Source organism: Streptomyces hydrogenans (assembly GCF_014656075.1).
Classification (GTDB): Bacteria; Actinomycetota; Actinomycetes; order Streptomycetales; family Streptomycetaceae; genus Streptomyces; species Streptomyces hydrogenans.
Genome location: NZ_BNBS01000039.1, coordinates 38,487 through 59,467, shown reverse-complemented (window position 1 = coordinate 59,467; position 20,981 = coordinate 38,487). Strand labels below are relative to the sequence as shown.

General features: G+C 72.9%; 25 protein-coding genes. 16 read left to right on the top strand and 9 right to left on the bottom strand.

Annotated elements, in window-relative coordinates:
- Positions 1 to 98 precede the first annotated feature (98 nt).
- From IE321_RS18445 to IE321_RS18390, 12 genes are all read left to right on the top strand, one after another.
- Positions 99 to 431 carry an SCO3933 family regulatory protein gene (locus IE321_RS18445; RefSeq protein ID WP_190223729.1) on the top strand — a complete coding sequence of 111 codons (333 nt, stop codon included), beginning with the start codon at positions 99 to 101 and terminating at the stop codon, positions 429 to 431.
- 2 nt (positions 432 to 433) lie between these two features.
- Positions 434 to 1,792, top strand: coding sequence for an FtsK/SpoIIIE domain-containing protein (locus IE321_RS18440; protein ID WP_190223728.1), 1,359 nt, complete (start codon positions 434 to 436; stop codon positions 1,790 to 1,792).
- A 78-nt stretch (positions 1,793 to 1,870) separates the two neighbouring features.
- Positions 1,871 to 2,566 carry a DUF2637 domain-containing protein gene (locus IE321_RS18435; protein WP_190223727.1) on the top strand — a complete coding sequence of 232 codons (696 nt, stop codon included), beginning with the start codon at positions 1,871 to 1,873 and terminating at the stop codon, positions 2,564 to 2,566.
- Positions 2,567 to 2,587: 21 nt separating this feature from the next.
- On the top strand, positions 2,588 to 2,776 hold the full coding sequence (locus tag IE321_RS18430; protein ID WP_190223726.1) for a mobile element transfer protein: 189 nt from the start codon (positions 2,588 to 2,590) through the stop codon (positions 2,774 to 2,776).
- A 19-nt stretch (positions 2,777 to 2,795) separates the two neighbouring features.
- A complete protein-coding gene (locus IE321_RS18425; RefSeq protein WP_190223725.1) occupies positions 2,796 to 2,951 on the top strand; it encodes a hypothetical protein in 156 nt (51 codons plus the stop codon).
- 12 nt (positions 2,952 to 2,963) lie between these two features.
- On the top strand, positions 2,964 to 3,275 hold the full coding sequence (locus IE321_RS18420) for a SpdD-like protein (protein ID WP_190223724.1): 312 nt from the start codon (positions 2,964 to 2,966) through the stop codon (positions 3,273 to 3,275).
- 5 nt (positions 3,276 to 3,280) lie between these two features.
- On the top strand, positions 3,281 to 3,829 hold the full coding sequence (locus IE321_RS18415; protein WP_190223723.1) for a GGDEF domain-containing protein: 549 nt from the start codon (positions 3,281 to 3,283) through the stop codon (positions 3,827 to 3,829).
- A 91-nt stretch (positions 3,830 to 3,920) separates the two neighbouring features.
- Positions 3,921 to 4,100, top strand: a complete 180-nt coding sequence (locus IE321_RS18410; RefSeq protein WP_190223742.1) for a hypothetical protein — start codon at positions 3,921 to 3,923, stop codon at positions 4,098 to 4,100.
- Between the two features lie 5 nt (positions 4,101 to 4,105).
- Positions 4,106 to 5,512 (top strand): replication initiator protein RepSA, encoded by a 1,407-nt coding sequence (repSA, locus tag IE321_RS18405; RefSeq protein WP_190223722.1) that lies wholly within the window; start codon positions 4,106 to 4,108, stop codon positions 5,510 to 5,512.
- Between the two features lie 2 nt (positions 5,513 to 5,514).
- On the top strand, positions 5,515 to 5,715 hold the full coding sequence (locus IE321_RS18400) for a helix-turn-helix domain-containing protein (RefSeq protein ID WP_043226195.1): 201 nt from the start codon (positions 5,515 to 5,517) through the stop codon (positions 5,713 to 5,715).
- Positions 5,715 to 6,983, top strand: coding sequence for a tyrosine-type recombinase/integrase (locus IE321_RS18395; RefSeq protein ID WP_190223721.1), 1,269 nt, complete (start codon positions 5,715 to 5,717; stop codon positions 6,981 to 6,983). The genes IE321_RS18400 and IE321_RS18395 overlap by 1 nt, the downstream gene beginning before the upstream one ends.
- A complete protein-coding gene (locus tag IE321_RS18390) occupies positions 6,976 to 7,272 on the top strand; it encodes a ribosomal protein L7/L12 (RefSeq protein WP_190223741.1) in 297 nt (98 codons plus the stop codon). The genes IE321_RS18395 and IE321_RS18390 overlap by 8 nt, the downstream gene beginning before the upstream one ends.
- 83 nt (positions 7,273 to 7,355) lie before the next feature.
- On the opposite strand, the gene IE321_RS18385 is transcribed toward IE321_RS18390, so the two are convergent.
- Entirely contained in the window at positions 7,356 to 8,114 is a 759-nt protein-coding gene (locus IE321_RS18385; protein WP_043226197.1) for a phosphoglyceromutase, read from the bottom strand.
- A gap of 126 nt (positions 8,115 to 8,240) precedes the next feature.
- Here IE321_RS18385 and IE321_RS18380 point away from each other — a divergent pair, with 126 nt between their 5' ends.
- Positions 8,241 to 9,539 carry an MDR family MFS transporter gene (locus IE321_RS18380; protein ID WP_190223720.1) on the top strand — a complete coding sequence of 433 codons (1,299 nt, stop codon included), beginning with the start codon at positions 8,241 to 8,243 and terminating at the stop codon, positions 9,537 to 9,539.
- Here IE321_RS18380 and IE321_RS18375 read toward each other — a convergent pair.
- Positions 9,496 to 10,008: a type III secretion system chaperone family protein gene (locus IE321_RS18375; RefSeq protein ID WP_043226199.1), complete on the bottom strand. Its 513-nt coding sequence runs from the start codon at positions 10,006 to 10,008 to the stop codon at positions 9,496 to 9,498. The two genes, IE321_RS18380 and IE321_RS18375, sit on opposite strands and share 44 nt — an antisense overlap.
- Positions 10,001 to 11,371, bottom strand: a complete 1,371-nt coding sequence (gene mshA, locus IE321_RS18370; protein WP_043226202.1) for a D-inositol-3-phosphate glycosyltransferase — start codon at positions 11,369 to 11,371, stop codon at positions 10,001 to 10,003. The genes IE321_RS18375 and mshA overlap by 8 nt, the downstream gene beginning before the upstream one ends.
- Before the next feature lie 344 nt (positions 11,372 to 11,715).
- On the opposite strand from mshA, the gene IE321_RS18365 reads away from it, so the two are divergent.
- The 3 genes from IE321_RS18365 to IE321_RS18355 all read left to right on the top strand — a co-directional run bounded on the left by IE321_RS18365 (position 11,716) and on the right by IE321_RS18355 (position 15,774).
- Positions 11,716 to 12,516, top strand: coding sequence for a class I SAM-dependent methyltransferase (locus IE321_RS18365; RefSeq protein WP_043226203.1), 801 nt, complete (start codon positions 11,716 to 11,718; stop codon positions 12,514 to 12,516).
- Between the two features lie 378 nt (positions 12,517 to 12,894).
- A complete protein-coding gene (locus IE321_RS18360; protein ID WP_043226205.1) occupies positions 12,895 to 13,953 on the top strand; it encodes a C40 family peptidase in 1,059 nt (352 codons plus the stop codon).
- Between the two features lie 537 nt (positions 13,954 to 14,490).
- Positions 14,491 to 15,774 (top strand): PP2C family protein-serine/threonine phosphatase, encoded by a 1,284-nt coding sequence (locus IE321_RS18355; RefSeq protein ID WP_190223719.1) that lies wholly within the window; start codon positions 14,491 to 14,493, stop codon positions 15,772 to 15,774.
- A 33-nt stretch (positions 15,775 to 15,807) separates the two neighbouring features.
- Here the strand turns inward: IE321_RS18355 and IE321_RS18350 are convergent, their stop codons facing one another.
- The 6 genes from IE321_RS18350 to IE321_RS18325 all read right to left on the bottom strand — a co-directional run bounded on the left by IE321_RS18350 (position 15,808) and on the right by IE321_RS18325 (position 20,830).
- Positions 15,808 to 16,158 (bottom strand): DUF2516 family protein, encoded by a 351-nt coding sequence (locus tag IE321_RS18350; RefSeq protein WP_043226238.1) that lies wholly within the window; start codon positions 16,156 to 16,158, stop codon positions 15,808 to 15,810.
- A 95-nt stretch (positions 16,159 to 16,253) separates the two neighbouring features.
- Positions 16,254 to 16,829 (bottom strand): hypothetical protein, encoded by a 576-nt coding sequence (locus IE321_RS18345; protein ID WP_190223718.1) that lies wholly within the window; start codon positions 16,827 to 16,829, stop codon positions 16,254 to 16,256.
- Positions 16,830 to 16,915: 86 nt separating this feature from the next.
- Positions 16,916 to 17,326, bottom strand: coding sequence for a helix-turn-helix domain-containing protein (locus IE321_RS18340; RefSeq protein WP_190223717.1), 411 nt, complete (start codon positions 17,324 to 17,326; stop codon positions 16,916 to 16,918).
- Positions 17,327 to 17,349: 23 nt separating this feature from the next.
- Positions 17,350 to 18,639, bottom strand: a complete 1,290-nt coding sequence (locus IE321_RS18335) for an alpha/beta hydrolase (RefSeq protein ID WP_190223716.1) — start codon at positions 18,637 to 18,639, stop codon at positions 17,350 to 17,352.
- A 224-nt stretch (positions 18,640 to 18,863) separates the two neighbouring features.
- Positions 18,864 to 19,538, bottom strand: coding sequence for a response regulator (locus IE321_RS18330; RefSeq protein WP_190223715.1), 675 nt, complete (start codon positions 19,536 to 19,538; stop codon positions 18,864 to 18,866).
- Positions 19,535 to 20,830, bottom strand: a complete 1,296-nt coding sequence (locus IE321_RS18325; RefSeq protein ID WP_190223714.1) for a sensor histidine kinase — start codon at positions 20,828 to 20,830, stop codon at positions 19,535 to 19,537. The genes IE321_RS18330 and IE321_RS18325 overlap by 4 nt, the downstream gene beginning before the upstream one ends.
- Between the last annotated feature and the right edge of the window lie 151 nt (positions 20,831 to 20,981).

The following is a 20,981-nucleotide window of genomic DNA, read 5'->3' as shown; positions in this document are numbered from 1 at the left end:
CCTAGGACTGCTGGGCACTATCTACTCAAGCGCTCGCAGTCCTAGGACAGCGGGCATCGGCGGTCCCATTTGGGCTGCCCCACAACGTAGGAGTGCTGATGCCGTCCTTCAAGATCGACCTTTCTAGCGCTGTCGTGTTCGTCGCGACCGCTCCCACGCCGAAGCTCGTGAGCAAGCAGACCGGTGAGAGGGCGGTGGACCGGGAGACCGGTGCCGGGCTCTCGACGGTGGGCCTGCTGATCTCGGACGAGGGGGAGGGCAACCTCTACCAGGTGACGGTCCCGGAGACCGGTCTCCCCGACGGGCTCACGCCGGGCATGCCGGTGACGGTCATCGGGCTCAAGGCCCGGGACTGGGAGAACACGTTCAACGGCCAGACCCGCCACGGCATCTCCTTCCGCGCCGTCGCGGTCACCCCGATGGGCGCCTGACCATGGCTGACATCTCGACCTTATGGGAGGTCGGCCTCCCCCTCGCCGGAGCCGCCGGCGGTCTCGGATACGCCAAGGTCCGAGCGCCCCGGGTGTTCTGGTCGCTGGTGGGTCTGCCGGTCACGCGGGTGCGGTTCGCGGTGAACTACCACGCGACGATGGATGTGTGCGGGCTGACGGTCCAGCCGTCCCGCCTGCGGGCGTTCATGGTCCGCAACGTCGCCCGCCGCTCCGAGGTGCAGCCCGTTCCGCCGAAGGTCCGCCGCGTGCGGGGCACTTCGACGGGGATGCGGGTCACCCTGCGGCTCCCGGCCGGTCTGGAGCCCGCCGACGTGATGGCGGCCTCCGAACGCCTGCGGCACGCCTGGGGCGTCCACTCCGTCCACGTGGTGGAGACCAAGCCCGGCTTCGTGGAACTGCGGATGACCGGCTACGACGTTCTTCGCCGGGTCCGGATGCCGCGCTCCCGGCGTCGTCTGTCGGGGCCGATGGCGGTGCCGGTGGCGCTGCGCGAGGACGGTTCGGCGTTCGTCCGGGACTACATGAAGGTTCCGCACGCGCTGACCCTGGGCGCGAACCAGTCCGGCAAGTCCATGTATCAGCGCAACCTCATCTCCCAGCTCGCCCGCCTCGATGTGGCCCTGGTCGGGATCGACTGCAAGCGGGGTGTCGAGCAGCGCGGCTACGCGCCCCGCCTGTCGGGGTTCGCCACCACCCCCGAGGAAGCGTCCGGCCTGCTCGACGCCCTGGTGGGGGAGATGGAAGACCGCTTCGACCTGCTGAGCTTCGCCGGGGTCGCCGACATCTGGGCCCTGCCCGAGACCGCGCGTCCGGTCCCGGTGGTGGTCCTGGTGGACGAGGTCGCGGAGCTGTTCCTCGTCGCGGGGAAGAAGGACGAGGAACGCCGGGACCGGATGGTCATGCAGATGATCCGGCTCGGGCAGATGGCCCGCGCGGCCGGCATCTACCTGGAGGTGTGCGGGCAGCGCTTCGGCTCCGACCTCGGCCGCGGCGCCACCACCCTGCGGGCCCAGCTCACCGGCCGGGTCGTGCACCGGGTCAACGACAAGCAGACCGCCGACATGGGACTGGGGGACATCGCCCCGGACGCGGTCGTGGCCGTGACCGCCATCCCGCCGGACCGGCCCGGCGTCGCGGTGGCCGGTGACACCTCCGGCGGCTGGACCCGCATCCGCACCCCCGAACTGTCCGCCGCCGAGGTCGCCGACATCTGCACCGCGCACGCCGACCTCACCCCGGACCTCCCGGCCCTCGCCGCCTATCGGCCGGTTCTCCCGGACGACACCAGTGCCGATCCGGCGTCGGTCCCGCTGGTGAAGCCGAACCCGGCCACCGCCTGAGACACCCCGCTCCCTCGGTCGGCGTGACCGTCTCACGCCAGGTCCCTACCCGACCCATGCCCGAAAGGAGGCGGCCGCGTGTTCCGCCCCTTCCGTCTCGACGCCGTCCTGGTCCAGGCCGTCATCGCCGGGGCCCTGTCCTTCGCCCACCTGCACGACCTGGCCGAGGCGGCCGGGCAGGACGGATGGAAGGCGTGGGCCTACCCGGTCTCCGTCGACCTCCTCCTGGTCGCCGCCTGGCGCCGGATGCGCACCGACAGCGGCAACCGGGACGCCTGGCTCTGGTTCGCCATCGCCCTCATCGCGTCCCTCGGCGCCAACGTCGCCACCGCCGGACTCCTCGACATGACCAACGTCCCGGCCTGGCTGCGGATCCTCGTCGCCGGATGGCCCGCCATCGCCTTCCTCGGCGGCACCCTCCTCGCCCACGCTCACCCTGTCCCCGAACCCACCCACACTCCTGAGCCTGTGCCGGTGTCGGAACCGGTCGCCGAAGTGACCGTGGAACGGGCGCCGGAACCGGCTCCCGAACTCCCGCCGGCCGAAACCGAATCGGTGGAGACCCAGCCGGAACCCGCCGCGCAGGAAGAACAACCCGAACGCGCTCCCGTGGTGCCTGCTGTGGCGGTGCCGCCCGCGCTGATGGCTCACGCCCAGAAGATCGCGGACGCGCACCGGGCCCAGACCGGCCGGCCGATCGACGCGGAAACCCTCCGCACCCGCCACGGCATGCCCCCGGCCCTCGCCGACTCCATCGCCCTCCAGCTCGCCTGACCCAGGAAGGAGGTACGCCCCGTGCGCCCCAACCGCTTCCACAACGTCATCAAGCTCGGCCCGGTGCAGGTCGGCACCCACCGCGACGGCCGCGGCCGGACCAAGCACACCGCCGTGTGCACGGCCCCCGGCTGCGACTTCTCCGCCGACTACAACACCCGCGCCGCCGCCGAACTCGCCGCCCGCACCCACCGCTGCCAGCCCCGCTAGCAAACGAGGAGTTCGCGTCATGGACGTCCCGCTCTGGCTCGCCCTGATCGTCATCGGCGGCCTCGGAATCAAGCTCATCCGCCCGCCCTGGTGGCTCGTCGCCGCCCTCCTCCTCGGCGGCTACCTCCTCGCCGACAGCCTCCTCACCCCGCTCATCGACCCCATCGCCAAGTAGGGAGAACCCGACATGCTCCAGCCCCGCATCCCGGTCAACCCGCTCCCGCCCGGCCGCCCCATCCCCACGGCCCGAACCGAACCTGTGACCATCCCGGCCGTGGTCCCGGCCCCCGCCCCCGTCCCGTCCACCACGCCCCGCAGCTCGGTCCAGCTCACCCCCGGCAGCGCGGTCGCCCTCGCCGCCGGCGGTGGCGCCGTCGTCCTGGTCGTCGGCGCCGTCCTGGTCTCCATGCTCCTCGCCGTCGCGATCAGCGCCGCGTCCATCGCCGTCGTCGCGGTCGTGCTCCGCCTCCTGGTCCGCGACATGCAGAAGGGCCGGTAGCGCGCATGGACACGCAGACGATCGCAGCCGCCGGGTTACCGGCCCTGGGCTGGGCCCTACACGGCGGACTGCTCTGGCGCCGCCTGGCCACCGCCCGCCGCGACCCCCTGACCGGCCTGCACACCCGCGCCGGATGGACCACCCGCGCCGACCACGTCATGAGCAAGCACCCCGGTGCGCTCGTGGTCCTGGTCGACCTGGACGACTTCAAGACCATCAACGACACCCACGGCCACGCCGCCGGAGACACCGTCCTCACCGCCACCGCCGCCCGCCTCACCACCTGGTGCGGCCGGCACGGCATCGCTGCCCGCCTCGGCGGAGACGAATTCGCCGCCATCGTCACCGACCCTGCCCGCACCCCCGGCCTCGCCGCACTCCGGGCCGCGCTGGACGAGCCGGTCACCCACCGCGGGCACGTCCTGCGAGTCTCGGCCTCGGTCGGCCACTGCCACCGCAACGACCTGCCGGTCCCGGTCCTCACCGATGCCCTCTCGGCCGCCGACGCGTCGATGTACGCGGTCAAGGGCCACGGCAGGCGCAACACCCGCTAGCGGCCCCCGGGGCGGCCTCGGTCGCCAAACTTCCGCCGCCCCGGGCGCCTTCACCCCAATCCAGATCCACCGGACCCGAAAGGGAAACCTCATGATGCCCCAGACCCCGCCCGCCCGCGTCTGCTCCCACTGCGACGGCTTCCCCATCGTCCACATCACCACCGGCACCGCGCCGGACGGGAAGTGCCGCACCCTCGCCGCCACCTGCCCGGCCTGCAAGGGCACCGGCACCCGCGCCACCCCCGCCGCCCTCGTCCGCGCCGGGAAGTGACCGTCTTGACCACCTCCGCCCTCGCGGCGGGCCTGGACCCGGCCACCCTGAGCGACCTGCTTCGGGTGGCCGGGTCCCCCGGCTTCGACCGCCTCACCGAACAGATCCGCCGAACCGGCGGCTGCACCGCCCCCATCCGTCTCACCGGCGGCACCAAGCTCCTCGACCCCGCCACCAAGACCGTGATTCACGCGTACAACACCGACGCCGAACCTGGCGGAGTCCTGCGCGTCGCCTGCGGCAACCGACGGGCCTCGCGCTGCCCGGCCTGCGCCTGGACCTACGCCGGCGACACCTACCACCTCATCCGCGCCGGACTCACCGGCGACCCCGGCAAGGGCACGCCGGAGACCATTCGGGACCACCCGCGGGTCTTCGCCACGCTCACTGCCCCGTCCTTCGGCCCCGTCCACAATCGCCCCGGCACTCGCCCCTGCCGCTGCGGCATCCAGCACGCCGAGGACGCGCCCGAGCTCGGGACTCCGCTCGACCCGGCCACGTACGACTACGCGGGCGCGGTGCTGTGGAACAACCATGCCTCCGAGCTGTGGAGGTACTTCACGATCTACCTCCGTCGCGAGATCGCCGCCGTTGCCGGCCTCACCCAGAAAGCCGCCCGTGAACAGTCACGCGTCTCCTTCGGCAAGGTCGCCGAGTACCAAAAGCGCGGGGCCGTCCACTTTCACGCCGTCATCCGCTTCGACGGCCCCGACGGACCGCACACCCCGCCCCCTGCCTGGGCCACCCTCGACCTCCTCACCGCCGCCATCCACGCAGCCGCCGCCCGCGCCCGCGTCACCGTCGACGCCGCCCCCGCCCACGGCGTCGCCCAGGACCTGACTCTCACCTGGGGCACCCAGCTCGACGTCCAGCCCATCGGCGCCTTCGGCCAGGGCGAGGAGCTGACCGAACAGGCCGTGGCCGCCTATGTCGCCAAGTACGCCACCAAGGCCGCCGAGACCACCGGCACCGTTGACCACCCCGTCGGCAACAAGGAAGCCCTCATCCTCCTCGGCGTCCCCGACCACCCCCGGCGGCTGATGGAAGCCTGCATGGACCTCGACGCCGCTTACCCGGACCGGCGTCTGAGGGCCTGGGCCCACATGCTCGGCTTCCGAGGCCACTTCTCCACCAAGTCCCGCGCCTACTCCACCACCCTCGGCGCCTTACGCCAGGTCCGCGCCGACTACCGCGCGCAGCAACAGCGCACCGCCCTCGGCCTGCCCGATCCCGACGAACACCCGGAGTCCACCCTCCTCGTCGTCGCCCACTGGGCCTACGCCGGCCACGGCCACACCCCCGGCGAATCCTGGCTCGCCGCCAACATCCGCCGCGACATCCAGCACAACCGCGAACACGCCAGAGAGATCCGAACCGAACTCGACGCCGACGACACCAATGGGGAGTGGTGACCGTGGCCCGTGCTCTGCCCGAGCGGTACCTCACGCCGACTGACCTCGCGGACCTTCTGGGCGTCCCGCTGGAGACCGTCTACCAGTGGCGCCGCAAGCGCACCGGCCCTCGCGGCTTCCGTGTCGGTGTCCACCTCCGGTTCGACCCGGAAGACGTTCGTGCGTGGGTGGGCTCGCTGATGGATCAGGAGAGTGCAGCCTGATGGCCGGACACATCCAGGACCGGTGGTTCAAGACGGAGACCAGTCCCGACGGAAAGCCCCGCCGGGTAAAGAGCGAGCGTCACGGCACCGGTATGCGGTACCGAGCCCGGTACGTCGGCCCCGACGGGACCGAGAAGTCGAAGAGCTTCCCCGACCGACAGAAACGCCTCGCCGATCAGTGGCTCGCCCAGGTCGAAGCGGACATGTCCCGGGGGCAGTACATCGACCCCCGCGCAAGCAGGATCACTTTCCAGCAGTACGGGGAGAAGTGGCTCCGGAACCATCAGGCCGACCCGAACACGGGCTTCTCGATGGAGTCGCAGCTACGCCTTCACGCCTTCCCCTACATCGGCTCCAGGCCGCTCGGATCTTTCAAGCCCGAGCACATCCGGGACTGGATCGCGGATCTGACGGCGGCCGGAGTGGTCGGATCGTACGCGCGAGTCATCTACTCCAACGTCCGCACCGTGCTGAACGCGGCCGTGGACGACGGCCACCTTCCGAAGAACCCGTGCTCCGCTCGTTCGGTGAAGGCGCCGGCCGTCGAGACCAAGCGAGTGGCTCCGTGGACCGCTGACCGCGTCTTCGCAGTCCGCGCCGCCCTGCCTGACCGGTATCAGGCCATGGTCGACATCGGTGCCGGGTGCGGACTCCGCCAGGGCGAGATCCTGGGCCTCACCGCCGACTCGATCGACTTCACGACGAACACCGTGCACGTCGTCCAGCAACTCAAGCTCAGCCGCAGCAAGCCGGTGTTCGCCCCGCCGAAGGGCGGCAAGCTCCGGGACGTACCTCTGCCCGAGCCCGTCGCCGATGCGCTCCGCGCGCACCTGACGAAGTTCCCACCCGCCGACATCACGCTGCCGTGGATGACCCAGCGCGGGCAGCACGTGACCAAGCGGTTGATCTTCACTGCTCCCCTGGGCAACCACGTCTGGCGGAGCATGTTCAACACCGACCAGTGGAAGCCCGCGCTCGCCGCGGCCGGCGTCATCCCGGAGCGGGAGAAGGGGCAGCAGAGCTACGCCTCCGCCCGTGAGCACGGGATGCACGCGCTTCGGCACTTCTACGCCTCGGTGCTCCTGGACGCCGGAGAGAACATCAAGGCCCTGGCGGAGTACTTGGGACACTCCGACCCCGGCCTGACGCTGCGGGTGTACGCCCACCTCATGCCGAGCAGCCGGGAGCGCACGAGAAAAGCCGTGGCCGACGTCTTCGAGGGCGCATACGCTCCCCGTCACCGAGGAACCGGGGGACGTGATGGATGACGGGGACGAGACCGTGTGCATCACCTTGATCTGCGATGAGCGGGCCAATGACGTCGTGCTCCTCGACTGCGGGCCGCGCGAGATGGACGTGGTCCAGGCCGTGCGTCGGCTGACGGGGCTCAGCCTCTGGCACAGCCGGGTGCTCACGCGGCAGGCTCCCGTCACCGTCATGAAGTCCTGGCCCCAGGACGACGCCGACGATGCCGTCACCGTGCTGCGAAGCGCCGGCGCCCGGGCCGAAGCCCGAGAGGAATCGGAGTCCGGCGAGAACGCGGCCCCGTCCCTCTGACGGCCCACAGACGGCCCCAGCGCACGAAGAAGCCCCCTCCCGGCGGAGAAACCGCAGGTAGGGGGCTCTTTCGTGGGTAAGAGTTACTTCTTGCCCTGGTTCTTGACGGCCTCGATGGCGGCCGCGGCGGCCTCCGGGTCGAGGTAGGTGCCGCCGGGGTTGAGGGGCTTGAAGTTCTCGTCCAGCTCGTAGGAGAGCGGGATGCCCGTGGGGATGTTGAGGCCCGCGATGTCGGCGTCGGAGATGCCGTCGAGGTGCTTCACCAGGGCGCGGAGGCTGTTGCCGTGGGCGGCGACCAGGACCGTGCGGCCGGCGAGGAGGTCCGGGACGATGCCGTCGTACCAGTACGGGAGCATGCGCTCGACGACGTCCTTGAGGCACTCGGTCTGCGGGCGCAGCTCCGGCGGGATCGTCGCGTAGCGGGCGTCGCCGGCCTGGGAGTACTCGTTGTCGTCGGCGAGCGGCGGCGGCGGGGTGTCGTACGAGCGGCGCCAGAGCATGAACTGCTCCTCGCCGAACTCGGCGAGGGTCTGGGCCTTGTCCTTGCCCTGGAGGGCGCCGTAGTGGCGCTCGTTGAGGCGCCAGGAGCGGTGGACCGGGATCCAGTGGCGGTCCGCGGACTCCAGCGCGAGCTGGGCGGTGCGGATGGCGCGCTTCTGGAGGGAGGTGTGCAGCACGTCGGGGAGCAGGCCGGCGTCCTTGAGCAGCTCGCCGCCGCGCGTCGCCTCCTTCTCACCCTTCGCGGTGAGGTTCACGTCCACCCATCCGGTGAACAGATTCTTCTCGTTCCACTCGCTCTCGCCGTGGCGGAGGAGGATCAGCTTGTACGGTGCGTCGGCCATGCGTACGAGCCTAATGGACCGCTGACGATTGACGCGCGTCGTCAATTCGCTGGCGTCCGCCAGCCGAGATGCGTAAGTTTCGAGAGCCGTTGGAGGGTCTTACAGTACGCAAGGGGCGCACCTCACATGTCCATCGATTCGCTCAGACGATCGGCGCGCGCCACCGTCTCCGGCCTTCCGCAGGGCTTCTGGTGGCTCTGGCTGTCGACCTTGGTCAACAGGACCGGGGCCTTCGTCCTGACTTTCCTCTCCCTCTATCTGACGGCCGAGCTCGGGCACTCCGCGTGGTTCGCCGGTCTCGTCGTCGCCCTGCACGGTCTCGGCGGCGTCGCCGGCTCCCCGCTCGGCGGCGTCCTCACCGACCGCTGGGGCCGCCGCCCCACGATGGTCACCATGCACCTGGCGGCCGCCTCCTGCGCCGCCGCGCTCGCCTTCGTCACCAGCGCCTGGGGCGTGGCCCTGGTCGTGCTGCTGATGGGCGTCGCGATGCAGGCGGTCCGTCCGTCCATCAACGCGACGATCTCCGACATGGTGCCCGCCGACGACGTGCGCCGGGCCTTCGCCCTCAACTACTGGGCGCTGAACCTCGGTTTCGCGGTCGCCTCGATCGCGGGCGGTGCCGCCGCCTTCCTCGGTTACCGCACCCTCTTCCTCGTCGACGCCGTCGCCACCACCCTGTGCGCGGTGATCGTCTTCCTGCGGCTGCCGGAGACGCGGCCCGAGCGGAGCCCCCGGAAGGCCGGGGAGAAGCCGGCCGACGAGCGGGTGTCGATGCTCGACGTGCTGCGCGACGCGCCCTTCCGGACCCTCGTCCTGCTCAACCTGCTGGTCTGCGTGGTCTTCACGGCGCCCTGGATCGGCCTGCCGCTGACCATGTCCGAGCAGGGCCTGCCCCCGTCCTCGTACGGCATGGTGATCGCCGTCAACGGCATCGTGATCGTCGGCTTCCAGCTGCTGGTCAACAAGGTGACCGAGCGGCGTTCGCCGGTCGTCCTGCTGTCCGTCTCCGCGCTGCTCTTCGCCGTCGGCACGGGCGCCACCGCGCTGGCCGGCTCGTCCGTCGCCTTCGCCGCGACCGTCATCGTGTGGACGATCGGCGAGATGGTGCACGTGCCGACGAACGCCGCCGCCACCGCCCGGCTCGCGCCGGAGCACGCGCGGGGCCGCTACCAGGGCGTGATGGGCATGTCGTGGGCCGTCGCCGGTTTCGTCGCGCCGGTCCTCGCCGGCGCGATCGTCGACGGGCCCGGTTCGGACGTGCTGTGGGCCGGCACCTTCACGATCGGCGTCCTCGCCGCCGTCGGCTACACCCTGCGGCTGCGCAGGGCGCTGTGCGAGGAGGAGCCGGAGACGGTGACCGTCGAGTCGTCGGCGACCGTGGTCAGTCCCGAGCCGGCGAAGCCGGCTCCCGCGTCAGGTTCCTGAACGCGTCCAGGTTCCGCGTCGACTCCCCCCGGGAGACCCGCCAGGCGTACTCCCGCCGGATGGCCGACGCGAAGCCGAGTTCGAGCAGCGTGTTGAAGTCGCCGTCCGCCGTCTCCAGGACCGAGCCGAGCAGCCGGTCCAGCTCCTCCGGCGTGACGGCGGCCAGCGGGAGCCTGCCGGCGAGGTAGATGTCGCCGAGCGGGTCGATCGCGTAGCCCACCCCGTACAGCCTGAGGTTCCGTTCGAGGAGCCAGCGGTGGACGCCGGCCTCGTTCTCGTCGGGGTGGCGGACGACGAAGGCGTTCAGGGAGAGGGAGTGGCGGCCGAGCTTCAGCGACAGCGTGGTGAACAGCTTGCGCGTGCCGGGCAGCTTGACCACGTACGAGCCGGGCGCGGGGCTCTCCCACTCCAGCTCCGCGTCGGTGAGCGTGTCCTCGACGATCCGCCGTGCGTCCTGAGCGTCAGCCATGGTGGGAGCGTACGCGACGGTGCTGCGCCCGCTGGCGGTGATCGTGCATGGCGGCCGTGTACACGTCGGCGGTGCCCGAGGCGGCCGTGTCCCAGCCGAAGGAGCCGGCGTGCCGGGCGGCCGCCGCGCCCATCCGGGCGGTGAGCTCCGGGTCGGCGGCGAAACGGTCCAGCACGCGCGCGTAGTCCGCGGGGTCGTGGCCCTGCACCAGGAATCCGGTCCGCTCGTCCCGTACGGCGACGGGCAGGCCGCCCACCGCCGCCGCGACGACCGGGGTGCCGGCCGCCTGCGCCTCGATCGCGACCAGTCCGAAGGACTCGCTGTACGAGGGCATGACGAGGACCGACGCGGCCCGGAACCAGTCCGCGAGCCGCTCCTGGCCCACCGGCGGGTGGAAGCGCACCAGATCGGCGATGCCCAGCTTCGCGGCGAGCTTCTGGAGCTGCTCCGGCTTGGCGAGGCCGCTGCCGCTCGGGCCGCCGACGACCGGCACCACCATGCGGGTGCGCAGCGAGGGGTCCCGGTCGACCATCCGGGCGGCGGCGCGCAGCAGGATGTCGGGGGCCTTGAGGGGCTGGATGCGGCCGGCGAAGACCGGCACGAAGGCGTCGCGCGGCAGCCCGAGGCGGGCGCGGGCGGCGGCCCGGCCGTCGGCGGGCCGGAAGCGGTCGAGGTTGACCCCGGGGTGGACGACCGCGATCTTGCCGGGGTCCGCCTCGTAGAAGCGGGCCAGCTCGTCGGCCTCCTCGGTGGTGTTGGCGATCAGCCGGTCGGCGGCGGCGACGATCTGCGTCTCGCCGATCACCCGGGCGGCGGGCTCGGGGGTGTCGCCCTCGGCGAGCGAGGCGTTCTTGACCTTGGCCATGGTGTGCATGGCGTGCACGAGCGGGACGCCCCACCGCTCCGCGGCGAGCCAGCCGACGTGGCCGGAGAGCCAGTAGTGCGAGTGGACCAGGTCGTAGTGGCCGGGGCGGTGGCCCGCCCACGCCTGCATCACGCCGTGCGTGAAGGCGCAGAGCTGGGCCGGCAGCTCCTCCTTGGCGAGCCCCTCGTACGGGCCCGCGTCGACGTGCCGCACCAGGACGCCGGGCGCCAGCTCGACCACGGGGGCGAGGCCGCCGGTGGTGGCCCGGGTGAAGATCTCCACCTCGATGTCGATGGCGGCGAGCCGCTTGGCCAGCTCGACGATGTAGACGTTCATGCCGCCCGCGTCGCCGGTGCCCGGCTGGTGGAGCGGGGAGGTGTGCACGGAGAGCATCGCCACCCGGCGGGGGGTCCGGTGGCGCCCCGGCAACCGGAGCCGGGAGGGCGCTGCCGGGTGCCGGTGCCGGGTGCCGGCGAACCGGGACACGTACTGGCTCACGTCGGCGGTCCTTCCGCGAGAGGGGCCTGGCGTGCGGACATGACAGGCGGAGGGCGCGATCCACGTCCTCCGCCCCGCACAACACCGGAACCACTCCTTTCATTTCCACCACCCCCGGCGCTTTGCCAATTCATTACGCGCGAGCCGCCCGCGGCCCGGCGCGGGAGCCACCCGGCGCGCGGCACGGAGGGGTCCGGAGCACGGCACGGGGAGACCCGGTTCGCAGCACGGAGGGGCCCGGTGCGCGGCGCAGGGAGGCCCGGCGCGCGGCAGCGTCCTCGTGCGGGAGCCACCCGGAGCACGGCACGGAGCCGCCCCTCCCCCGCGCTCCGTATCCTCTTGGCATGGCCCCGCGCACCACCCGCCCCGTCGGCACCCCGACCCGCGGGACCACCAACCCGAACCGGCTGCGCCGCATGGACCGCTGGATCGCCGCCGTCCACGGCCCCGCCCTGCGCCGCTCCCCCGAGCCGCCCGTCGCCGTCGACCTCGGCTACGGCGCCGCCCCCTGGACCGCCGTCGAACTCCTCGCCCGGCTGCGCACCGCCGAGCCCAGGACCCGGCTGTACGGGATCGAGATCGAGCCGGCCCGGGTCGAGGCCGCGAAGGCGTACGAGGAGCGGTACGAGGGCCTCGCCTTCGTGCACGGCGGCTTCGAGGTGCCGGTGCCGGGCGAGCCCGCGCTGATCCGGGCCGCGAACGTGCTGCGCCAGTACGACGAGGAGCAGGTCGCGGCCGTGTGGGCGCGGCTGTGCGGGCGGCTCGCGCCCGGCGGGCTGCTCGTCGAGGGGACCTGCGACGAGATCGGGCGGCGGCACGTCTGGGTGGCGCTCGACCGGAGCGGCCCGCGCACGGTGACCCTCGCGACCCGGCTCGGCTCCCTCGACCGCCCCTCCGACCTGGCCGAGCGCCTCCCGAAGGCTCTGATCCACCGCAACGTGCCGGGCGAGCCCGTCCACGCCTTCCTGCGGGACTTCGACCGGGCCTGGGCGGCCGCGGCGCCGTACGCCTCCCTGGGCGCCCGGCAGCGCTGGATCCGCTCCGTCCGCGACCTGGCGGCGGACTGGCCGGTCACCGACGGCCCGAAGCGCTGGCGCCAGGGCGAGGTCACGATCCGCTGGGAGGCGCTGGCGCCGCGCGCGTAGACGTACGAGAGGGGGCGCGGGCGGCACGCGGGGGACAGGCGAGAGGGCACGGGCCGCGCGCGTGGACGCACTGGAGAGGTACGAGGGGTACGGGGGCATGGGGGCACAGGGGGTACGAGGGGTACGGAGGCACGCGCGGGCCGCTCCGGCCGCGTGGCGCGGGCTCAGGTGGCCGGGGGGTGTCCTGGGGGCCTCCTGTGTCCCACGCCTCCCCCACATCACCGTGAGGCGGGAACGTCATCGCCTCACCGACCGTCACTCCGGTGGGGTACCTGTCGTTTTCCGTTTCCGCGTGGCACTATCGCCAGGACCACACAAGTTACTGACGGTAAATCAGAAAGTGGCACGGGGGACGCCCGGGCCACGAGGGGGAGTCCAGTGAACCGACGACGCCGACGTCCGTACGCCGCCGCCGCGGTCACCGTGGCCTGCGCGCTGGCCCTCCTGGCCTCACCGGCGCTCACCCTCCAGGCCGGCGCCGCCCCGCTGCCGCCGCCCCCGCCGAAGAAGACCCTCGAACAGGTCCGGACGGAGATAGACGCGCTGTACCGCCAGGCGGCCGCCGCCACCGACGCGTACAACCTCGCCGAGGAGCGCACCGAGACGCAGTCCGCCGAGATCGTCCGGCTCGCCCGCATGATCGAGAGCGGCCGCAAGCGGATCGACACCCTCAAGGCCCAGGCCGGCGCCACCGCCCGCGCGCAGTACCGCAGCGGCGGCATCCCCGAGAGCGCCCAACTCGCCCTCACCGGCGACCCGCAGCTCTTCCTCGACACCGCCGGACGGCTCCGCGAGGGCGCCAAGGCCACCAGCGACCTCATCGGCGAACTCTCCCGCGCCCAGGCCGAGCTGAACACCTACGCCACCGAGGCCGGCGACAACTGGACGAAGCTGGAGGCCGACCGGGTCCGGCAGGCCGAGGCGAAGAAGGAGATCAACGCCAAGATCGACGCCGCGAAGAAGCTGGAGGGCGAGCTCGCCGCCGAGGAGCGCGAGCGGCTGCGCCGCCTGGAGGAGCTGGCCCGGCAGCGGGCGCAGTCGAAGTGGGTCGACTCCGGCATCCTCGCCGAACTCAGCGCCGAGGCCACCCCCGAGTCCCGCAAGGCGATCGAGTCCGCCCTCGCCCAGGTCGGCAAGCCGTACGTATGGGGGGCCGAGGGTCCCGACTCCTTCGACTGCTCCGGCCTGACCCAGTCCGCCTGGGCGGCCGCCGGCAAGCGCATCCCGCGCACCTCGCAGGAGCAGTGGCGACTGCTGCCCCGCGTGCAGCCGAAGGACATGCGGCCCGGCGACCTGATCGTCTACTACCAGGACGCCAGCCACATCGGCATGTACATCGGCGACGGGAAGATGGTCCACGCGCCCCGGCCCGGCCGGAACGTGACCGTGGCCGGCGCCGGCTCGATGGAGATCCTCGGCATCGTCCGCCCGAGCTGACGCCGGGGGGCGACGTACAAGCCCGGCCCCACGCCCTGCACGTCCGGGCGCCCGTGCATCCGGGCGTCCGTGTGTCCGTGTGTCCGTGTGTCCGGGCGTCCGTGTGCCCAGGCATCCAGGCCTCCGTGCATCCAGACGGCCAGGCGGCCAGGAGGCCAGGCCTCCAGGCGGCAACGCCTCCACGCCTCCACGCCCCCGCCCGGCACCCGAGCCCCACGCCCTACCCCGCGCCCGGCCACCTCATCCCGACCTGACACATCCGGCCCGAGTGACCTTTCTCATGGGTCCCCGGGCCCCCCGCAGCCGCCGGGGGCGCAACTACCTCCCCTTCCGCGGCATATGCCAAGGAAGCCGCGGCCGCCCGCGGAGTGATCGCCATTCCGTCGGGCGCCGCACTGCCGCTATGGTCCCGGACGGGCGGGACGCCACCCGGCGCCCGGCGCACCCTCGGGGGAGGGAAGGAAACCCGAACCGATGCCCGTATCCGTACCGCGTCAGAGAATCGTCTCTGCTGCGGGGCAAGGCGAGACCACCGCCATGGACGCCACCGCTGTGACAGACACAGGAACAGGCACAGGAACAGGAACAGGCCCCGCCGCGAGCACCGCGCCGGCGGCCGACCGCGACCGCACCGACCTCACCCTCCTGGTCGTCGAGGACGACCCGGCGGGTGCCCTCGCCGTGCCCGAGCTGCTCGACGCCGCCGGCGCCGGCGGCACCCGGGTCCGCATCCGTACCGCCCGGAACCTCACCGAGGCCGAGCGGCTCCTCACCGACGACGTCCACTGCGTCCTCGTCGACCTCGCGCTGCCCGTCCCCCGGACGGCGGCCGACGAGGACCCGCTCGCCCCGCTGCGGCACATCCTGCGGCTCGCCCCCCGTCACGCCGTCCTCGCCCTCGCCCCCTCCGCGGACGCGGAGCTGGCCGCCGAGGCGGTACGGGTCGGGGCCCAGGACCACCTCTTCCGCGAGGAGCTGGACGGCCGGCTGCTGAGCCGCGCCATCCGGTACGCGGTCGAGCGCAAGCGCAACGACGCCGCCAAGGTGAAGCTCGCCGAATCCCGGCTGCGCGCCCAGGAGAACGCCCGCCTGGAGCGCGGTCTGCTGCCCACCCCGCTGCTGGACGGCTCCGACCTGCGCTTCGCGGCCAGCTACCGGCCCGGCCGGTCCCGCGCGCTGCTCGGCGGCGACTTCTACGACGTCGTCCGCACCCCGGACGGCACCGTCCACGCCATGATCGGCGACGTCTGCGGCCACGGCCCCGACGAGGCAGCCCTCGGCGTCGAGCTGCGGATCGCCTGGCGCGCCCTGACCTTCGCCGGACTGTGCGGGGACGAGCTGCTCTCCACCCTCCAGCAGGTCCTGGAGCACGAGCGGGAGAGCGAGGAGATCTTCGCGACGCTCTGCACCGTCGACATCGCGCCCGACGGCCGCCGCGCCGGGCTCTGCCTGGCCGGCCACCCGGCGCCGCTCGTCGCCCAGCGCGGCGGCAGCGCGCGGCTCCTGCCGTACGCGGGCGGCGGCCCGGCCCTCGGGGTGCTGCCGCGCGCCCGCTGGCCGCGCCGGCAGGTCGAGCTGGGCGGGGCGTGGAGCCTGCTGCTCTACACCGACGGCCTGATCGAGGGCCGGACGGCGGGCCCGGGCTCGCCGCGGCTCGGGCAGGACGGCATGGTCGACATGATCAACCGGCAGCTGACCGGGGGCCTGCGCGGCGAGACGCTCCTGGAGGCGGCGATGGCGGAGGCCCGGGCGCTGAACGGCGGCGAGCTGACGGACGACGTGGCCCTGCTGGCCCTGGAAAGGGACAGGGCCCGGGGATAGTCCCCGGGCCCCGCCCCCCACGTTCCGCGGGTCCTACCGGCCGCCGTTGTACGGGCCGTAGGGCCCGTCGCTGCTGGATCCGCCGCCGCGCCGGCCTCCTCCGCCGCCGCCCATGACCTGCTTGAGGGCCGGACGGACGTCCACCATGAAGACGATCGCGGCGATCAGGCCGGCGATCAGGAGGAAGAGCAGGCCGGGCAGGAAGAGGTTCAGCGCGAGGTTGACCCCGAGGAGGATCAGCCAGAACTTCTTCGTCTGCTTGTCCGCGGCCCGGTAGGCGTCCTCCCGGACCATCGCCGCGATGACGAACGAGGCGACGGCGAAGCCGGTGAAGACCAGGAACATCAGCAGGTTGAGGGTGTTGTCGAACCGGTCCATCAGCATGCTGAACACCGCCTAGGGGGTCATGGGGTACGTGCGCCTCGCGGTCAACGTACCCGTTCCAACGCTCCGGGCCCCAGGAATGGTGCCCGGGTCCGCTATTCGGCCGCGCCGGCCGCGGACTCGGCCTTCGCGTCGGCCTTGGCGGCCGGCTTCTTCACGGGCGCCTTGCGGGCGGCGGGCTTGCGGGCGGCGGGCTTGGCCTCGGGCGCGGGCGCCGCGGCGACGACCGGCTCCGGCTCGACGACCGGCTCCGGCTCGACGACGACCGTGATCTCGGTGGCCGGCTCGGCGTTCTCGCCGCGCCAGGCGCGGACGGTCTCCTCGCCGCGGGCGGCGACCTCCTCGTACTTCTCGCGCGCCTTGACGGCGTACTCGGCGGCCACGCCGACGCCCCGCAGGGCCAGGTCCTGCGCGGTCTCGCCGAGCTTCTTGAGGTCGGTGTCGAGACCGCCGACGGCCCCGACGACCTCGGCGACCGTGGCCTGCACCTTCTCCTGGACCTTCTCCCGCGCGGCCTTCGGGTCGGTCTGGCGCACGGCCTCGATCCGGCCGGGCGCCTCGGCGGCCAGCTGCTCGATCAGGGCGGGCACCTTGCGGGCCTGGCGCACGGCGAGGTCGGCGGTGCCGGCGGCGAAGTAGAGGGGGGTCCGCAGTTCGTCGATGAGGGGCATGCTGGTGGTCCTCCCGGTGAGTCACAAACTGACGTGCGTGCTGGCGTACTGACGTGTCGGTGCCGGCTCGGGTGCTGGTCGGCGTCCTAGGCGGAGGCTCCCGGCTCCGCCGCGGTCCGCGCGGAGGCCTCCGCGGCGGCCTCCGCGGCGTTCTCCTTGCGGAAGGAGTCGTAGATCTGGAGCAGCACCTGCTTCTGCCGCTCGTTGATCGAGGGGTCGGCCAGGAGGACGGCCCGCGTCTCCAGCTCCTCCAGGTCCTTCTCGTCGAGGATCCCGGCCCGCACGTAGAGCGTCTCGGCCGAGATCCGCAGGGCCTTGGCGACCTGCTGGAGCACCTCGGCGCTGGGCTTGCGCAGCCCGCGCTCGATCTGGCTCAGGTACGGGTTCGACACCCCGGCGGCGTCGGCGAGCTGCCGCAGCGAGAGCTGCGCGGTGCGCCGCTGCTCGCGCAGGTAGTCGCCGAGGCTGCCGAGATTGCCGACGTTGAGCGTTGCCATGCTGCGTACCCTGCCACCGCTTGCTAACTATTGCAAGCAGATGCTTGCAATAGTGTTCCCGGCGTGGCGGCGCCCGGACGGCCCGTCACGCGTGCCACGGGTCCGGGCTCGGGCCAGCGCGCGTCCTCGGTGAGGAAGTCGAGCAGGATCCGGCGGCTGGTCTGGGAGGTGAGGCTGCCGTAGGCGTCGTCGAAGGCGTGCTCGGCGAAGGGCAGCTCCCTGACCTCGGTGTCGACGCCCTGCTCCGCCAGCGCGTCGCCGAGGGCCGTGACGGTCTCGGGGCGGGCGCTGCGGTCGCGGTCGCCGACCACGAGCAGGGTGCGGGGCAGGCCGGGGCGGACGGCGGAGGCGGGCGACACCTCGCGGTAGCGGTCCGGGTACTGCTCGGGCGTGCCGCCGGTGAACATCTCCGCCGCCTCGCGGGTTCCGGCCACGTCGTCCTTCCACATCCGCGCGACGTCGGTGCCGGGATAGAAGCCGACCACGGCGGCCGGAGGCTTCGGGGTGGTGCCGTCGAGGGCCTTGATGGAGCCGTTCTGGAGGCGGTAAGCGGCGTTCATCGCCAGGGTGCCGCCCGCCGACATGCCGCCGAGCGAGACCCGCGAGCCGTCGACGCCGTACGCGCCGGCGTTCCTCCGCACCCAGTCCAGGGCGGAGACGAGGTCCTGAGGGGCCTTGTCCCAGGTGGGGCGGTCGGGGCCCGCCAGCCGGTAGTCGACGGCGAAGACGGCGACGCCGTGGTCCGCGAGCCAGCGGCCGGTGCCGCGCAGGTCGCTCTTGTCGAAGGTGTGGAAACCGCCTGCGTGGGCGAGCACGACGGCCGGAACCTTCCGGCCGGGGGCTCGCGCGGGCAGGTACGCGTCCACCCGCAGCGGCTCACCCCCGGGGCTCGCGTACGTCTCGGTCACGTCCGGGGTCGCCGCCGGGTAGGTGAGCTCGGTGAACACCTCCCCGAAGGAGACGTCCGCTCCGGCGTCGCGCGCGGCCCCGAGCTGGACGCCTCCGACGACCAGCGCTCCCAGCGTGCACAGCGTCGTGACGACGGTGACCGCGCGGCCCCAGCGCACCAGGCCGGCGCGCCGGGACAGCGCGGCGAGGGCGGCTGCCACCAGCGAGATCAGAGCTATGTGGAAGGGGTACTGCCCGGTGAGAACCGGTCCGATCACTCCCGCCTTGGGCAGGGCCGGAAAGTACGCGCCCACGACGAGGGCGAGGACCAGGAACGCGAGGAACGAGGCCAGGGCGGCGGAGACGCCCCGCAGGATCCGGACCGGCCGGCCGATCGGCGCGGCAGGGTTTCCGTGGGTGGTCATGACGGTGCTCCTGTACGGGTGCGCGGGACGGTGCTCCGCCGCCCGCGTGACGTGTCGCGAGCCGCCAGGTCCCCGCGCCCCGAGTACGGCGGCGAGGAGCGGCTCCCACAGGAAAAGCTAGGAACCGGACGCCCTCGTCGGCCTCACCCCGCGGAGCCGTTCCCGGACATGGCTCTCAGGTAGGGGGACGGGAGAAACGCCGTCGACCGCCCCGCGCGGCGAGGTCACAGATGGGTGCGGCCGGGGGTGACCAGCCCCGTCTCGTAGGCGAGGACGGCCGCCTGGGTGCGATCCCGCAGCTGGAGTTTCTGCAGGATGCTGCCCATGTGGGTCTTGACGGTCTGCTCGGCGACGACGAGTTCGCCGGCGATCTCCGCGTTGGACAGCCCCTGGGCGACGAGCGTCAGCACCTCGGTCTCGCGGCGGGTGAGCCCGTCGACCCGTTCCCGGGTGGGTGGCTTCGCCGAGGGGCTCAGCCGGGAGAACTCGGCGATGAGCCGCTTGGTGATCTCCGGGGACAACAGGGCCTCGCCGGCGGCCACGGTGCGCACGGCTTCGGCCAGCTGGACCCCCGAGGCGTCCTTGAGGAGGAAGCCACTGGCTCCGGCGCGCAGGGCCTCGTACACGTACTCGTCGAGGTCGAAGGTGGTCAGGACCAGGATCTTGGTGGGCAGGCCGGGCTGCCGGGTGATCCGGCGGGTGGCCTCGATGCCGTCCAGTCCGGGCATCCGGATGTCCATGACGGTCACGTCGGGGCGCAACTCCTCGGCCTTGGCCACGGCTTCCAGACCGTCCACGGCGGTCGTGATCACCTCGATGCCGGGCTGGGCTCCGAGAAGCACCGAGAAGGCCTCACGGACCATCGCCTGGTCGTCGGCGATCATCACTCGGATCGTCATGCGGTCTGTTCCTTGTCTGTCCGGGCGGGCTCGACGGCCTGCGGGGCCCGGGCGGCGGACACCGGCAGCAGGGCCGTCACCTCGTACCCGCCGTCGGGGAGGGGCGCCGCGGAGAGCTCGCCGCCGAGCATCGCGGCACGTTCCCGCATGCCCAGGACACCGTGTCCGGCTCCCGGCGAGGGCGGGGCGGCCCGCTGCCCGGGGCCGTTGAGGATCCGCAGGTGAAGAGCCGCGGGGCGGTAGGCGAGTTCGACCCGGACCGGGGCGCCGGGAGCGTGCCGCAGCGTGTTGCTGAGCGCCTCCTGCACGATCCGGTAAGCCGACAGCTCCACGCCTCCGGGCAGCGGCCGGCGGGTCCCGGAGGTCACCTCCGTCACGTCGAGCCCGGCCCTGCGCACGCCGGCGAGCAGGTCGCCGAGCCGGTCCAGGGTGGGCTGCGGGGCCTCGGGGGCGCTGCCGCCGGGGCGTTCCTCGGAACGCAGCACCCCGAGGAGGCGGCGCAGTTCGGTCAGTCCCTCCAGGGCGCCCGCACGGATGTCGGCCAGCGCCGCGACCAGTTCCGGGGGCGGATCCGCGACGCGGTACGGCGCGGCGTCCGCCTGGATGGAGATGACGGACATGTGGTGGGCGACCACGTCGTGCAGCTCGCGGGCGATGCGGGCGCGTTCCTCCAGGACGGTGCGGTGCGCCCGCTCCCGCACGAGGGCCGACTCCTGCTCCGCGAGCCGGGCGCGGACCTCCCGGGTCCTGCGCACCCCGAGCGCGGCGCCGACGACGACCGCGAACTCCGCCGGCGTGATCAGGAGGAACCGCCAGGGCCACAGTCCGCCGCCCGCCCACTGCAGCCCGAGGAGCAGGGCGGTGCTCAGCAGCACGGTCTCGGCCATCACCCGCGGCCGGTTGCGCAACGCGACCAGGAACAGCACTCCGGCGTGCACGGCCCACGCCCATCCCGTGTACGGGCCGAAAGGCGCGTGGAGCGCGAAGACCGGCAGCATCACCAGCGACAGCCACCAGGCCGGCAGCGGCCACCGCAGCGCCGCCACGAGCAGCGCCGCGTGGGCCGCCCCGAGGGCTCTCATCGGGATGTCCTCGGTGCCGGAGACCGCCGCGAACAGCGCCACCGCGGTGACCGCGAGATGCGGCAGCCACCGCAGCGGCCGCGGCCCCGTCATGGGCGGCATGGGCTGCGGGGCCGACCGGAACAGGTCCGTCCGTACGGCGTCCAGGGCCCGGCGCACCGTCCCTCCGCCGACCCCGTCCACGGGATCAGTATCGTCCAGATCGTTCATGAGAGTCGGCTCCCCGCCGGTCGTGGAGGGCCCGGTTCCGCGGCTGTCGCCGCGCTCGCGCGGGACGGCCGGCGCGGCCGGGTGTCCCGGATCCGGGCGCGCGCGGCGCTTCCTCCGGGCACCCCTCCGGTGTCGGATGCTAGGCGGCGGA